The organism is Oxynema aestuarii AP17 (assembly GCF_012295525.1).
GTDB lineage: Bacteria > Cyanobacteriota > Cyanobacteriia > Cyanobacteriales > Laspinemataceae > Oxynema > Oxynema aestuarii.
In genome coordinates this window covers 2878694-2892417 of the sequence record NZ_CP051167.1, presented here as the reverse complement: position 1 = coordinate 2892417, position 13724 = coordinate 2878694, and the positions used below count along the sequence as shown (strand labels likewise).

Sequence of the window (13724 nt, the reverse complement as noted above, 5' to 3'; positions counted from 1 at the left end):
AGGTGTTGTTGGGATCGCCATCATGGGACTGACTCGGGTGTTATTTTATGGACTATTAGGGTTCGTTCTCTTTGGAACTTTTCTCCCTCTGTCCCTTGGGAGACGCAGTGAGTGCAATCGTTCCTTTTGTTTTGGGTCTGGGGTTTCTAGAAGCGCCAAAATTTTAGGCTTGTCCCAACCGCAATTCATTCAATATTCGCGATCGAAGGGTTCCCAAGTGACTCGGGAAGATCCGTCTCGGCCCATGCTGGTTTTAGATCGTCGCTTGTCCTCCTGTCCCGAAGGGTCGATTGATTTAGGAATTGAGGAATTGTCGGCAACTGTAGCGAATCAATTCAAACAACGGGTTAAAGATGGAGGAGTGTTGACTTCGTTGGCTGAAGTCGAAACGCAACTCGGATCGCCAAAATGTAGCTACGATTTGCCCGATGGGGATTTGAAATGGCACTATTTGATTGAAAATGGGGGTGCGATCGCCGTGACCCGACACCAGGGAACGGTGACCGTCGATTTTTCTCGGTTTTAAATGAGTGTTGGCGATCCGATCGCCCACAATGGAAAGCTCCTCAATCTCCAGATCGCTGGATTTTCCCGATCTATGTACAGACCGACTGCTGGCATCCAACTTTACAAACAACGACTCGAAGGACTCAAAGCCGGACGCACTTACACCCTACTTCCGCCGGATAGTTTTCGGGAAGTCTGGGAAGGGGCGACGGGACAACCGACCTATCAAGATTGGAAAGATCTCCTGTATCGAGAAGCGAAGGCGATCGCCTACGGACAAGGGGCCAATCGCTTAGTTGTCCTGCTGGGGGATTCGCTGACCCTGTGGTTTCCGCCAGAATTGCTCATTTCCGGGCGCTTGTGGCTCAATCAAGGGATTTCTGGGGATAATACGGCAGGAATGCTCAAACGCTTGTGGGCATTTTCGGCGACACGACCGGACGCCATTTACGTATTGGGCGGGATCAACGACCTGCGACAGGGAAAACCGGACTGGGTCATTCTTAAAAATCTCGAATATATTGTCGATGAAATTCGCCAAGCTCATCCCGAGGCGCGGGTGGTGTTGCAGTCGATTTTACCGACGCGGTTGGGGGCGCTACCGAATACGCGCATTCGCAAAATTAATGCGGAGTTAGAGACGATCGCCCGCAAGCAAGGCGCCATGTATTTAGAACTCAATTCCCGCTTTACCGAACCCGGGGATATTTTACGACGATCGCTGACCACCGATGGCGTCCATTTGAGTCGCAGTGGCTATCTGGTGTGGCAAAAGGCGATCGCCCAAGCGGAATCCCGCCTCGTGTTAAATCGCAGCGATCGCTATCAACAATGGCTCAAAAACTCCGAACAGTTTACCCTACACGGACGGCGCTATCACTGGGTACCCTATCGCATCCAACCCGGCGATACCCTCGAAGCGATCGCCGAAAAAACCCTGGGATCGGCAGATGTGGACTATTACGACACGATCGCTATTAAAAACGATATCTCTCCCGACGCCCTCGAAGTCGATCGCACCATTTACATCCCACAAGTGATTTCCGCCTGAAATGGGGGGCTTCCCCCCGAAATTCGCAAGAACCTAACTCTTTTTGGGCGGTTTTCCCTACCTCTACCCCCAAGGGTGCGATCGCGGACTGGGCGATCGGGACTGACCTTCACCGAATTTAATGCTTTAGATCGTACAAAGTATCGATTCGGGGTCAAGTCAGCAAAATCTAATTTTTGCGAAAAATCCGGATTTTTGTAAGTTTTTAAGCTTTTTTACTTAAAGGGATGCGGAAGCGAATCGCCACCAATTTGCAATGAAATGCATGAAATGGAAAACGCCGATCCGGGATAAAAGTGGAACGAGCAGGGTTTGAACCGGGATTTTTTGTAACCTAAATTACTATTTATCGGCCATTGGGGACACCTCAAGCCTTGACCTCCGGAAAAAGGCTGGATCGGCTGAAAAAAAACGATTTTTGACCGTAAAAAGCGATCGCGACCTTGGAGAAAAAGACAGAAAAACTGTCAACAAAAAGCAAAGTACGGTTAACCCGACTAGCCAGCAACTTGAAGAACGGGTTAATTTGCAATCGTAAACCTCGATCGAGCCAGACGTCGCATACATCGGTAAGCGATACGACAAACCGAATGCGTCACTATCAATGTAAGGGGTAAAACCATGAAACCAAGCTCGGCTTAGCAGGAAAATCCTTTCTTAGCTATTCTTAGCTACTTCTCAATCCAATTTCTCCCTCGAACGATCGAGCGTTCTCTTTCTTTCGTTTCAGGCTTAAAATTACGCTTCAGGAGACAATAGAAATATGCGGATTGCTCAAGTTGCACCCTTATGGGAACGAGTTCCCCCGCCGGGTTATGGTGGCATCGAATTAGTCGTCGGTCACCTCACTGACGAATTAGTCCGTCGCGGTCACGACGTCACCTTATTCGCCTCCGGCGACTCGCAAACCCTAGCTCAACTCGAATCGATCGCCCCGAGGGCCTTACGCCTCGACCCAAGTGTTAAAGAACCCGGCGTTTACGACTTAATGCAACTGCAAAGAGTTTGTCAGCGCGCTCAAGATTTTGATTTAATCCATTTTCATACCGGATTTACGGCACTTCCGTTTGCCGATTTTGCCAAAACCCCAATCGTTCACACGATTCACGGCATTTTCACCGCAGACAGCCGCAAAATTTACCAACAACATCGAGATCAAAACTTTATCAGCATTAGCGACGCCCAACGGGAAACCGATTTAGGACTCAATTACATCAGCACCGTTTATAACGGCATGGCGATCGAAGAATATCCCTTTAAAGCCAAGCCGCACAATGCCCCTTACTTAGCATTTTTAGGGCGACTTTCACCGGAAAAAGGCCCGCATCACGCGATCGCCATTGCCAAAAAAACCGGGTGGAAATTAAAAATGGCCGGGAAAATCGATCGCGTCGATCTCGAATTCTACGAACAGGAAATTAAACCGCACCTCGACGGCGACCAAATCGAATATCTCGGCGAAACCACTCACGAACAAAAAGTCGAATTACTCGGCAACGCGGCGGTCACTCTCTTCCCAATTACCTGGAGAGAACCCTTCGGTTTAGTCATGATCGAGTCCATGTGTACGGGAACCCCGGTTCTGGCGATGAATTTGGGTTCGGTTCCCGAAGTGATCGCTCATGGAAAAACCGGATTTGTCTGCAATAATGTCGATGAAATGGTCGAGGCACTTCCAAAAGCACTGCAACTCGATCGCCAAACTTGCCGCGATTATGTGGTTAGCCGCTTTAGCGTCAATCGCATGGTAGACGATTACGAACTCGCCTATCAAAAGGCGATCGCGGAAAGTATGAACCGCAACGGACGAGTCAGTTCTGGGCAATTAGTTGCCTAATTGAATGGGGACGTTGGCACTCAAAACTCCGAAGTCTGAAATATGAATTGAGGGGACTTTCGAGCAGAGGCGCAGGCAAGATTTCCGCACTACAGAATTAGATTTGTAGCCTTTGGATTCTTGCTTTTTGCCTCTTGCCTTCTTTCCTCCAAGCAACGATCGGCAACCACAAAAGGAGGTCTCAGAATAATGGCAATAAATACTTGTCCTTGCTGTGGTGATGCTTTGCTGCGCCACGCCCGTAAAGGAAGAGTCTATTGGTTTTGTACCCACTGTTGGCAAGAACTCCCCGATGAGGCGATCGCGCCGTCAGTTCGGCAGAGTCCAACGGTGCTAACTCCTAATAACAAAGCCAAAGTTTCTTCGATCGCCTAACACCCTCAAGAAGGCGGGCGAACTGCCCGCCTCGATTGCCTCACTTTATCTAAATTAAACAAAGATTATTTTATAACTCTTTCGATCCAGTATGGGGGAATTATGTCCGAACTGGTTCAAGCGGTTTTAAAAAGTAGTGAAAAAACCGATTTGTATGAATTCATCGCGCAATTAAGTAAAGATAGCGATCGCTATTTCCTCCGCAATCAAATTTTACAGGCTTTTTCAGAATATTGCAGCGATCGCGAAAAACCTGCCTATTTTTTTCACTCTTCCTCCTTGGGAGAATTAATCCATTACACCCACGAACTAATTCTCGACGATCGCGAAATTTGGTTTTTATTGCGTCCGAGAATCGCCTCGCAGGAAATTTGCAAACTCGATCGGGATCGCGATCGCGTAGAACCAGCAAACGTGCGCGATTTACTCGCTTTCCGCGATCGTCTCGTCGGTCGTTTTTTCCCCGAAAAAGGTGGGTTACTCGAAATTGACGTGACCCCATTTTACGCTCATTCTCCCAGTATCCGCGACGCGCGCAATATTGGCAGTGGACTGGAGTTTCTCAATAGCGAATTATCGGCAAAACGGTTTCACGAACCCGAACAATGGTTGTCCGTTGTTTTCGATTTGTTGCGCGATCGCTCTTATCGAGAAACCCCATTATTTTTGAACGATCGCATTACCAATCGCGAACAACTTTCCCAACAAGCGATCGAAGCCTTAAAGGCGATCGATAGCCTCGACCCGGAGACTCCTTACCCAGTATTTGAACAAGACCTCAGACAGCTCGGATTTGAGCCGGGGTGGGGCTATAACGCCAGTCGAGTGCGTACCGTTCTCGAATTTCTCAACAAACCGATTGGAACCTCCGATCGCGCCGTTTTAGAAGCCTTTCTCGCTCATATTCCCCTAATTTTTAATATTGTTTTAGTCTCCGTTCATGGGTGGGTGGCGCAAGAAGAAGTCTTGGGGCGATCGGAAACAAGCGGACAACTGGTTTACGTTCTCAATCAAGCCCGTCATTTAGAAAATCAACTGCAAAATGAAATTAAACTCGCCGGATTAGATCGTTATGGCGTTCGGGCGAAAGCGATCGTTTTGACGCGATTAATCCCCAACAGTGAAGGAACGGTTTGTCATCAAAGGCTCGAAAAACTCGAAGATACAGAGAATGCTTGGATCTTGCGAGTTCCGTTCCGAGAGTTCAATGCCAATTTAACCCAAAATTGGCTCTCAAAACGAGAAATTTGGCCGTATTTAGAAACCTTCGCTTTAGATGCTCAAACAGAATTAGTTCGAGAATTTGAAGGAACGCCAGATGCGATTCTCGGCAACTATTCCGACGGTAATTTAGTGGCTTTTTTACTGTCGAGACAGTTTGACGTTCCTTACGGTCATATCGCCCACGTGTTGGAAAAACCGAGATATTTATTCAGCAATCTTTACTGGCAAGATTTAGAAGAGCGCTATCATTTTTCCCTACAATTTACGGCGGATACGATCGCCATGAATGCGGCAGATTTTATCCTGACGAGTACCTATCAAGAAATTGTAGGAACCCCGGATACGGTCGGGCATTACGAATCTTACAAAATCTTTACCATGCCGGAACTGTATCACGTGGTTAACGGGATCGAACTGTTCGATCCGAAGTTTAATCTCGTCCCGCCGGGGGTCGATGAAAGTATCTTTTTTCCCTATTTTGAAACCGATCCCGTGGGTGCGGATGGAGACAGGGAACGAACGCGGCGCGATCGCCTCAAAAGCCTGCTGTTGACCCGTGAAGACCCGGATATTTTTGGGAAATTGGACGATCCGGACAAACCCGCCATGTTGGCGATCGCCCCCCTGACGGCGGTCAAAAATCTCTCGGGATTGGTCGAATGTTTCGGACGATCGCCTGGGTTACAAGAGCGCTATAACTTAGTCTTTCTCACGCGCACGATTCACCGCGATCGGGCCAAAGATGAAGAAGAAAAAGCGGAAATCGAACAACTTTACGAGGCGATCGCCCGCTACGCCCTCGAAAATAAGCTGCGCTGGGTGGGAATGCGCCTGACGACGCCGGACACGGGCGGGGTCTATCGGGCGATCGCCGAAAATCGCGGCATTTTCGTGCATCCGGCGCGGTTTGAAGCCTTCGGATTGACGACGATCGAAGCGATGATTTCCGGATTGCCGACGTTTGCGACCCAATTCGGCGGACCGTCGGAAATTATTCAAGATGGGGAGAATGGTTTTTCGATCGATCCGACGGATTTAGAAGCAATGGCTCGCAAAATCCTCGATTTTAGCGATCGCTGCGACGCGGATCCCGATTACTGGTCGGAAATTTCCCAACGGGCGATCGAACGGGTGCGGGCGAAATATAACTGGAAGCTGCACGCCAAGCACGTGCTGGCGATCGCGAAAACTTATGGGTTTTGGCGATCGGCGGCAAAAGAAGACCGAGAAGCGCTGTTGCGCTATATGGAAGCTTTATTTTATGCCATTTACAAGCCTAGAGCCGAGCGGTTACTCGCAGAACATTGTCAGGGTTGACGGGTTGACGGTCTCGATCTCCTCGGCGCTCAATTCCCGAGAGTTTCGCCGATGTTGCGCTCAGATCTAACCATCGCCGACCGATCCCAAAATTTACCCTGGATCTGCAAAAACTACCCGAATCTAAAATCTACAATCTAAACTCTAAACTCTAAACTCTAAAAGCTGTGATGGACGCCAAAGTTGCTCCCCACCCCTTCTTATACTCCGATTGGGTTTTGAGTGAAACTCAATTCGACCCCCACCACCAACATCACAAAGAAACGGTTTTCACTGTCGGGAACGGTTATCTCGGAACGCGCGGCAGTTTTGAGGAAGGGTATCCCGGCGCTTGGGCCGCCACCTTTATCAATGGGGTCTACGATGACGTCCCCGTAGTTTATACGGAACTGGCGAACTGTCCCGATTGGTTGGCGCTGTCGATCGCGATCGAAGGCGAACGCTTCCGACTCGATCGCGGCGAAATCCTCAGTTACAGTCGCCAACTCGATTTAAAACGGGGATTGCTCGATCGCCGGGTGCGCTGGCGATCGCCTGGGGGCCATACCCTCGACTTGAGTTTCGAACGCTTCGCCAGTTTGGACGACCGCCACGTTTTGGCGCTGATGGTCGGAGTGACCCCGGTGGATTTTCAAGGAGAAATTGAAATTCAATCGAGTATCAACGGTTATCCGGAAAACCAGGGGATCGTGCATTGGGAATGGGTCAACCAAGGGGCGATCGGCAATCGCGATCGGCAACTCGAAGGGGTGTGGTTGCACGTGCAGACCCGCAATTCCCGGATCCAATTGGGGATGGCGTCCCGGATCGACTTACGCGGGGCGAACGATCCCGACATTCAACTGAAAGGATGCGAAGGCTACCCGACGATCGCGGCGACCTTTAGCGCCAGTCCCGGTCAAACCGTGAGTTTGGCGAAAGTCCTGACCGTGTTCACGACTCGGGAAACGCCAGATCCCGCAGCCAAGGCGATCGCCCATTTAAGCGAACGAGGGGATTATACGGAGTTGCGATCGCGCCACGAAAAGGCTTGGGACGCCACCTGGGACAAGTGGGACATCACCATCGAAGGGGACCTCAAAGCGCAACTCGCGGTCCGTTACAACTTATTTCAACTGGCGATCGCCACGCCACGGGACGACGATCGCGTCAGCATTCCGGCGAAAACCCTGTCCGGTTTCGGCTATAAAGGGCATATTTTCTGGGATACGGAAATTTTCATCGTTCCGGCGTTGACCTTCACCCAGCCGGAACTGGCCCGCAACTTGCTCACCTACCGCTACCACACCTTACCCGGGAGTCGGCGCAAAGCGAAAGCCAGTGGCTATCCCGGGGCGTTGATTGCCTGGGAAAGTGCGGACACGGGGGATGAAGTGACCCCGCGTTGGGTGTTGTCTACGGATCCGGAAACCGAACCGATTCGGATTTGGTGCGGCGATCGCGAACTGCACATCACCACCGATGTCGTTTATGCAATTTGGCAATATTGGCAAGGAACCGGGGATGACGAGTGGATGAGTCGTTACGGCGCCGAAATTATCCTCGATACGGCCTTATTTTGGGGCAGTCGCGTCGAATGGGACGGGAAACGGGAACGCTACGAGATCCGCAATGTTATCGGTCCGGACGAATATCACGAACGGGTCGATAATAATGCCTTTACGAATCGGATGGTGCAGTGGCACTTACAAACGGCGTTGGCGATTTTGCAATGGTTGGCGCAATACGACGGCGATCGCTGCGCGACGTTGACAACTCAACTGGATTTAACGGAAGAACGCCAACAGCGTTGGGCCGATATCGTGCGCGGTTTGTGGATTCCCTACGATCCCGCGACCGGGACGATCGAGCAGTGCGAAAATTTCTTTCAACTCGAAGATATCGACCTGGAAGCATACGAACCGCGCACGCGATCGATGCAGGCGATCCTCGGGATCGAAGGGGCGAACAAGCGCCAAGTGCTCAAACAACCGGACGTGTTAATGCTGCTGTACGTGCTGCGCGGGAGTGGTCCGGCGATCGCGTCCCCAGGAAATCACTTGTTGTACTACGATCGCGACGTGCTGCGAACGAACTGGGATTACTACGCGCCCCGTACCGATCGCACTTACGGATCCTCCCTCGGTCCGGCGATTCACGCGATTTTAGCCTGCGATCTGGACAAACCCGAGGAAGCTTATCGAGATTTCATGCTCGCGGCTATGGTAGACCTGGAAGACGTGCGGGGAAATGCTGCCGACGGCATACACGCCGCCTCGGCGGGCGGGGTCTGGCAGGCGGTGGTGTTCGGCTTTGGCGGCGTCCAATTGCCGGGAATCGTCCCCGGGGACGAACCGATCGCCACTCCCCATTTTCCCCCCGGGTGGACCCGACTCAAGTTTAAGTTGCAATGGCGGGGTAAAACTTACGAGTTCGATTTAAACCCTTGCGATTCGACCAACGACGATCGCCATGGCTGCGAAAACTCGACGATTCGCGGTGTGATTTTCGATCTCGACGGCGTACTGACCGATACTGCCGAGTTCCACTATCGTAGTTGGCAGAAACTCGCCGACGAAGAAGGGATTCCCTTCAATCGCGAGATGAACGAAGCGATGCGCGGACTGTCTCGCCGCGATTCCCTCTTGCAAATGTTGGGCGATCGCCCCCTCAGCGAAGCCGAGATGGAACGGATGATGGCCCGCAAAAACGAGTATTACGTGGAATTCACCCACACGATGGGACCGGAAGACCTACTTCCCGGGGTCGTTCCTTTACTCGAACAGTTGCGATCGCGCCAGATCGCGATCGCGATCGGATCGGCCAGTAAAAACGCCCAATTGGTGGTAGAACGGCTCGGAATTGCCCCTCTGGTCGATGCGATCGCCGACGGTCACAGCGTCGAACAGTCCAAACCCGCTCCCGATCTGTTCCTCCACGCCGCCTCGTTAATTGGGGTGGCTCCCGCAGAGTGTCTCGTGGTCGAAGATGCCGCCTCGGGGGTCGAAGCTGCCTTAGCGGCGGGGATGTACGCTGTCGGTTTGGGGCCGACCAATCGAGTCGGTAACGCTCATGCAGTTTTACCCAATTTAGACGGCGTTCGTTGGGAAGATTTATTAGGGAAGTTAGGACTAAAATCTCAATAATTTCCCGGCGATCGCGCTAAATTTTTAAACTTCGTTAAATGCGGATCGAATAATAATTTCACCACCCCTGTCGGTCCATTACGGTGTTTGGTAATCAACACTTCGGCGATGCCGCGATCGGGGGTGTCCGGCATATAATATTCTTCTCGATATAACATGATCACCAAATCCGCATCTTGTTCGATCGAACCGGATTCGCGTAAGTCGGACATCATCGGACGTTTGTTATTGCGCGCTTCTACGCCCCGACTGAGTTGAGATAAGGTAATAATCGGCACGCTCAATTCCCGTGCCAACCCTTTCAAACTTCGGGTTATTTTTGATAATTCTTGAACTCGATTATCTGGATTGCTCCCTTCCATTAATTGCAAATAGTCGATCAAAACTAACCCCATTTTTCCGCCTTGTTCCGCTTGCAAACGGCGGCATTTAGAGCGCATCTCGGTGACGGTAATATTGGGGGTGTCGTCAATAAAAATCGGTAACTCCGAGAGCATCGCAACGGCATTCGTGAGCGGTTCCCATTCGTTTTGACTGATGCGACCCGATCGCAAACGGTTACTTTCAATTCCTGCATCGCCAGCGAGCATCCGTTGCACGAGTTGTTCTTTAGACATTTCCAAGCTAAAGACGGCGACGGGTAACTCGTGATGTTCGGCAATATTGCGGGCAATATTCAGGGCGAAACTGGTATTGTGCACGCAGATATCGTTAGCCACAAAGTTATGCGTTTTAGGAATAGTTAAGTCATAAACTTGTTGGCGACCGAGGGGAACGATTTCGATAATTTCATCCCAATAGATTTCGCTATTAATTTTGCGATTAATTTCGTGACGATCGCCGAATTCTCCTATGCTTCGATCTGTGTTTTCTAAAATAGCGATTGAAGTGCGATCGCCGCTCCCTATTTGGCTCGCATGACTGGTGATGGGGGTTCGCCTTGTTTCCAGACGAGATCTCGATAAACTCTCTATTCTCCAACCCCGAGGCGATCGCCGCAGTTGGGAAAGCATCCCAAATCGCAAGAGTAGATGTTGCAGTTGACGGGCTAATTTTTCGTTGTCTAGGTTGAGAACGCGATCGGCAAGATCGAAATTTTGCTCGTCATTTGTTTCAATCTCTGAAAATAAATACTTCTGATTTTTAGACTGATTTTTAGACTGATTTTTAGACTGAAATAAAATGTTTAAAAATCGAGCTAATTGCGATCGCTCCAACTGAAAAACGATCGCGGGAAGCGGGCGATCGCCCGTCGCGAATTGCGCCAACGTTTCTAAAGTCAGTTCGTCGATCCTGCGATTCCCAAAAACCGTTAATTTTGCGGGAACGGCGACGCGATCGCCGATTTTCAACTCCCAAAGAGGTCGCCAACCCTGGGGGGTTAAATAAGGGTGACTCAGGGTTGTAGAAATCGAGCGACCGGAGCGCGTCGTCACCCGAAAAACGGGTTTAATACCATCGTCAACAAAGGCAGATGCTTCGGTGAATTCAAATTGATAATGATGCTCGTTTAACGTCAGTAAGCGAGCCTGTTGTTGACGGACGATCTCGGCGATCGTGACTAAAGAACCGTCATTTAAAACAATTTCAGAATCGGCGGCGAGACATTTTCCCATAGCAGGTCTCCCCGCCACGATAACCAAATCCGATCGCTGAAAACCGCCCGTCATCGCATCGAGGTCGTAAAAGCCGCAAGACAAACCGGGTAAGGCTAAACCTTGGTGATGAATTTCGACTTCTTGATAGGCGTGAACGAGAGTATCCGAGATCCGAACTAAACCCTGTTGGGGGCGTTCTTGACTCAATCCGAACACTTTTTGTTCGGCGCGATCGAGAATAGTTTTGAGATCTAAAGAAGTTTCGTAAGCTAAATTGGCAACATCGTGACCCGCGTGGATGAGGCGACGGCGAATATATTTATCGATGACGAGATCGGCATATTGTTCGATATTGACGGCGGAAACCGTGCGATCCACTAATTGAGCCAACTTACTTTGACCGCCTATTTTTTCGAGCAGTTGGCGATCGCTCAACCAGGTGGTTACGGTCATCAAATCGGTCGGTTTGCCCCTCTGGTGAAGGTCGAGAGTGGCGTTATAAATGTGGCGGTGGGCGACAATAGAAAAGGCATCGGGAACGAGCTTGTCTACCACGCGATTAATCGCTTCGGGATCGAGGAGAATGCCACCTAAAATCGATTCTTCCGCTTCGATATTTTGGGGCGGAAGGCGATCGGCGCTCGCTTGAAAGTTCGGGGATTCAACCACGATCGAGCCTCGAATGGGAAAATCTGGGAGCGAGAGACGCGATCGCTCGCGCCTCTACATCGAGAAAACAGGGGTTTTCGACGGGAATCACCCCGTCACGACCCGCCAAGCCAAAAACAACCGCCCCGTTTATTGGGGGACGACTTGAATTTCGATTTCTGCGGTCACTTCCGGATGCAGTTTGACTTCGGCTTTGTAGAAACCCGTCTTGCTGATACTCGGAAGGGTAATGCCACGGCGATCGATTTCTTGATTGGCGACCGCTTGGATCGCATCGGCGACTTCGCGATCGGTGACGGTTCCAAAAATGGCATCGCCTTCCCCGACCTGTTTGGAAATCGTAAAGCGACCGATGGTTTCGAGGGCCGTTTTGCGAGCTTCGGCTTGTTGCTTTTCTTCGATTAAGCGCTGACGCTCTTTTTCTTTGCGGCGTTCGACTTGGCGCAAAATGCCGGGGGTCGTGCGCACCGCAAATCCTTTGGGGATTAAATAGTTACGAGCGTAACCGGGAGCAACTTCGACGAGGTCGCCGGATTTCCCCAGCTTTTTCACGTCTTGATTTAAAACTAACTGAACTCGTTTAGCCATGATTGTCGTTACTGTCTTATGCGCGAGCTAATTGCAACCGGATCTTGGGTCGGACGCCTTTGTTTCTCAAGGAGTCGCGATCGGTCGGTGGTTACGTGCCAGAACTCTTTATTTTAGGTTGAGTTGGAGCGCGATCGCAAGTTAGGCGATCGCCTGTCCGTCGAGAGGACACTCAACCCCGTCAAATCTCAAAAGTGGTCTTTGCGTTCGCGCAAGCGGGCGAAGGTGGTCGCGGGATCGCTGGTGCGGACGGCGTTCTGCACGGCGGGATCGTCCCAGCGTAAGAAGGGATTGGTCCGTTTTTCCACGTCTAACGAGGTCGGAATGGTGGGTCGATCGCGATCGCGGGCAATTTTGACCGCTTCAAAGCGTCGTTGTAAGTGCGGGTTGTCGCCATCGACAGTTAGGGCAAATCGCAAATTTTTCAACGTATACTCGTGAGCGCACCAGATTTGGGTAGATTCGGGGAGTTGGCGCAATTTACTCAACGAATCGAGCATTTGGGCGGGGGTTCCTTCAAAAAGTCTGCCGCAACCCCCCGCGAATAAGGTATCCCCGCAAAAGAGATTCCCGGCGTCTTCTCCCGCGACCGGGGGAAAATAGTAGGCGATATGGGCGAGGGTATGTCCGGGAACGAAGAGAATTTCGGCAGTGCGATCGCCGAATTCCACGCGGTCGCCTTCGCTTAAAAAGACCTGCTGACCGGGGATTCGACCGCGATCGCGATCGCCGCCATAGACGACGCACTCGGGAAAAGCTTCGGTCAACATGGTATTGCCCCCCACGTGGTCGAAATGGTGGTGGGTGTTGAAAATCGCCACCAGTCGGGCGCCGAGGCGATCGAGTTGCTGCAACACCGGACCCGCATCTCCGGGATCGATCGTTGCCGCGATTTGTCGTTGGGAATCGTGAATTAAAAAGATATAGTTATCGGAAAAGGCCGGAAGTCTGTAGATTTTCATTAGAAGAAAGAGGAAAGCTTACGAAAGGGGCGATCGCCGCCCGGTCGGTTAAAATTTATCAACTCTTTACAATTTTGCCGCTAAAAATTTACCAGTTCCACGGGCGATCGGTCATAAAATAAGAAAAGATTCGGGCAAAAACTGGCATTTTCCCTATTTTAAATCATTTCCGAACATCGATCTCAAATGGCTCAAAGTAAACCGCAGATTCCTCCCATCGATCGCATGACCGAAGCGATTTTAGAATCCAATCGGATCACCCCTCAAGAACACCTACAAATTACTCGTGCTATGCTCGACGGCAAATCCCTCACCGACGAAGATCGCCGTCAAATTAATCGAATTTTTGAAGCTCTCCAATACGGAAAAATTAAAGTTGTTTACGAGTAAAACCCCGGTTCGATCTCCGGCGAGGCGATCGACGAGATCGGACGATCGCGGGCGATTGCCAGAAATCTGCTCTTTTTTTTC

10 protein-coding genes are annotated in these 13724 nt (G+C 50.8%); 7 read left to right on the top strand and 3 right to left on the bottom strand.

Annotation, left to right across the window (positions count from 1 at the left end; genetic code table 11):
* The first annotated feature begins 244 nt into the window (after nucleotides 1-244).
* From HCG48_RS11865 to pgmB, 6 genes are all read left to right on the top strand, one after another.
* Complete coding sequence (locus HCG48_RS11865) at nucleotides 245-526, top strand: hypothetical protein (protein WP_168569343.1); 282 nt, start codon at nucleotides 245-247, stop codon at nucleotides 524-526.
* 72 nt (nucleotides 527-598) lie between these two features.
* Nucleotides 599-1558 carry a GDSL-type esterase/lipase family protein gene (locus tag HCG48_RS11860; RefSeq protein ID WP_168569342.1) on the top strand — a complete coding sequence of 320 codons (960 nt, stop codon included), beginning with the start codon at nucleotides 599-601 and terminating at the stop codon, nucleotides 1556-1558.
* 763 nt (nucleotides 1559-2321) lie between these two features.
* Complete coding sequence (locus HCG48_RS11855) at nucleotides 2322-3395, top strand: glycosyltransferase family 4 protein (RefSeq protein WP_168569341.1); 1074 nt, start codon at nucleotides 2322-2324, stop codon at nucleotides 3393-3395.
* A 189-nt stretch (nucleotides 3396-3584) separates the two neighbouring features.
* Nucleotides 3585-3770: a hypothetical protein gene (locus tag HCG48_RS11850; RefSeq protein ID WP_168569340.1), complete on the top strand. Its 186-nt coding sequence runs from the start codon at nucleotides 3585-3587 to the stop codon at nucleotides 3768-3770.
* Between the two features lie 102 nt (nucleotides 3771-3872).
* Nucleotides 3873-6311, top strand: a complete 2439-nt coding sequence (locus HCG48_RS11845; RefSeq protein ID WP_168569339.1) for a sucrose synthase — start codon at nucleotides 3873-3875, stop codon at nucleotides 6309-6311.
* A 170-nt stretch (nucleotides 6312-6481) separates the two neighbouring features.
* Entirely contained in the window at nucleotides 6482-9436 is a 2955-nt protein-coding gene (pgmB, locus tag HCG48_RS11840; RefSeq protein WP_168569338.1) for a beta-phosphoglucomutase, read from the top strand.
* Here pgmB and dnaB read toward each other — a convergent pair.
* The 3 genes from dnaB to gloB all read right to left on the bottom strand — a co-directional run bounded on the left by dnaB (nucleotide 9430) and on the right by gloB (nucleotide 13253).
* Nucleotides 9430-11703: a replicative DNA helicase gene (dnaB, locus tag HCG48_RS11835; RefSeq protein WP_168569337.1), complete on the bottom strand. Its 2274-nt coding sequence runs from the start codon at nucleotides 11701-11703 to the stop codon at nucleotides 9430-9432. The genes pgmB and dnaB overlap by 7 nt on opposite strands.
* A 129-nt stretch (nucleotides 11704-11832) precedes the next feature.
* The gene (rplI, locus tag HCG48_RS11830) at nucleotides 11833-12291 is read right to left on the bottom strand and encodes a 50S ribosomal protein L9 (protein WP_168569336.1); all 459 of its coding nucleotides are present in this window, start codon (nucleotides 12289-12291) and stop codon (nucleotides 11833-11835) included.
* 188 nt (nucleotides 12292-12479) lie between these two features.
* Complete coding sequence (gene gloB, locus HCG48_RS11825; RefSeq protein ID WP_168569335.1) at nucleotides 12480-13253, bottom strand: hydroxyacylglutathione hydrolase; 774 nt, start codon at nucleotides 13251-13253, stop codon at nucleotides 12480-12482.
* A gap of 186 nt (nucleotides 13254-13439) precedes the next feature.
* Between gloB and HCG48_RS11820 the strand changes: the two genes are divergently transcribed.
* On the top strand, nucleotides 13440-13643 hold the full coding sequence (locus HCG48_RS11820; RefSeq protein ID WP_168569334.1) for a hypothetical protein: 204 nt from the start codon (nucleotides 13440-13442) through the stop codon (nucleotides 13641-13643).
* The last annotated feature ends 81 nt before the right edge of the window (nucleotides 13644-13724 follow it).

Coding starts and splice junctions, on each gene's coding strand:
- HCG48_RS11855 (WP_168569341.1), top strand. CDS start 2,322: ATGCGGATTGCTCAAGTTGCACCCTTATGGGAACGAGTTCCCCCGCCG.
- pgmB (WP_168569338.1), top strand. CDS start 6,482: ATGGACGCCAAAGTTGCTCCCCACCCCTTCTTATACTCCGATTGGGTT.
- HCG48_RS11820 (WP_168569334.1), top strand. CDS start 13,440: ATGGCTCAAAGTAAACCGCAGATTCCTCCCATCGATCGCATGACCGAA.
- HCG48_RS11865 (WP_168569343.1), top strand. CDS start 245: ATGCTGGTTTTAGATCGTCGCTTGTCCTCCTGTCCCGAAGGGTCGATT.
- HCG48_RS11850 (WP_168569340.1), top strand. CDS start 3,585: ATGGCAATAAATACTTGTCCTTGCTGTGGTGATGCTTTGCTGCGCCAC.
- gloB (WP_168569335.1), bottom strand. CDS start 13,253: ATGAAAATCTACAGACTTCCGGCCTTTTCCGATAACTATATCTTTTTA.
- HCG48_RS11845 (WP_168569339.1), top strand. CDS start 3,873: ATGTCCGAACTGGTTCAAGCGGTTTTAAAAAGTAGTGAAAAAACCGAT.
- rplI (WP_168569336.1), bottom strand. CDS start 12,291: ATGGCTAAACGAGTTCAGTTAGTTTTAAATCAAGACGTGAAAAAGCTG.
- HCG48_RS11860 (WP_168569342.1), top strand. CDS start 599: ATGTACAGACCGACTGCTGGCATCCAACTTTACAAACAACGACTCGAA.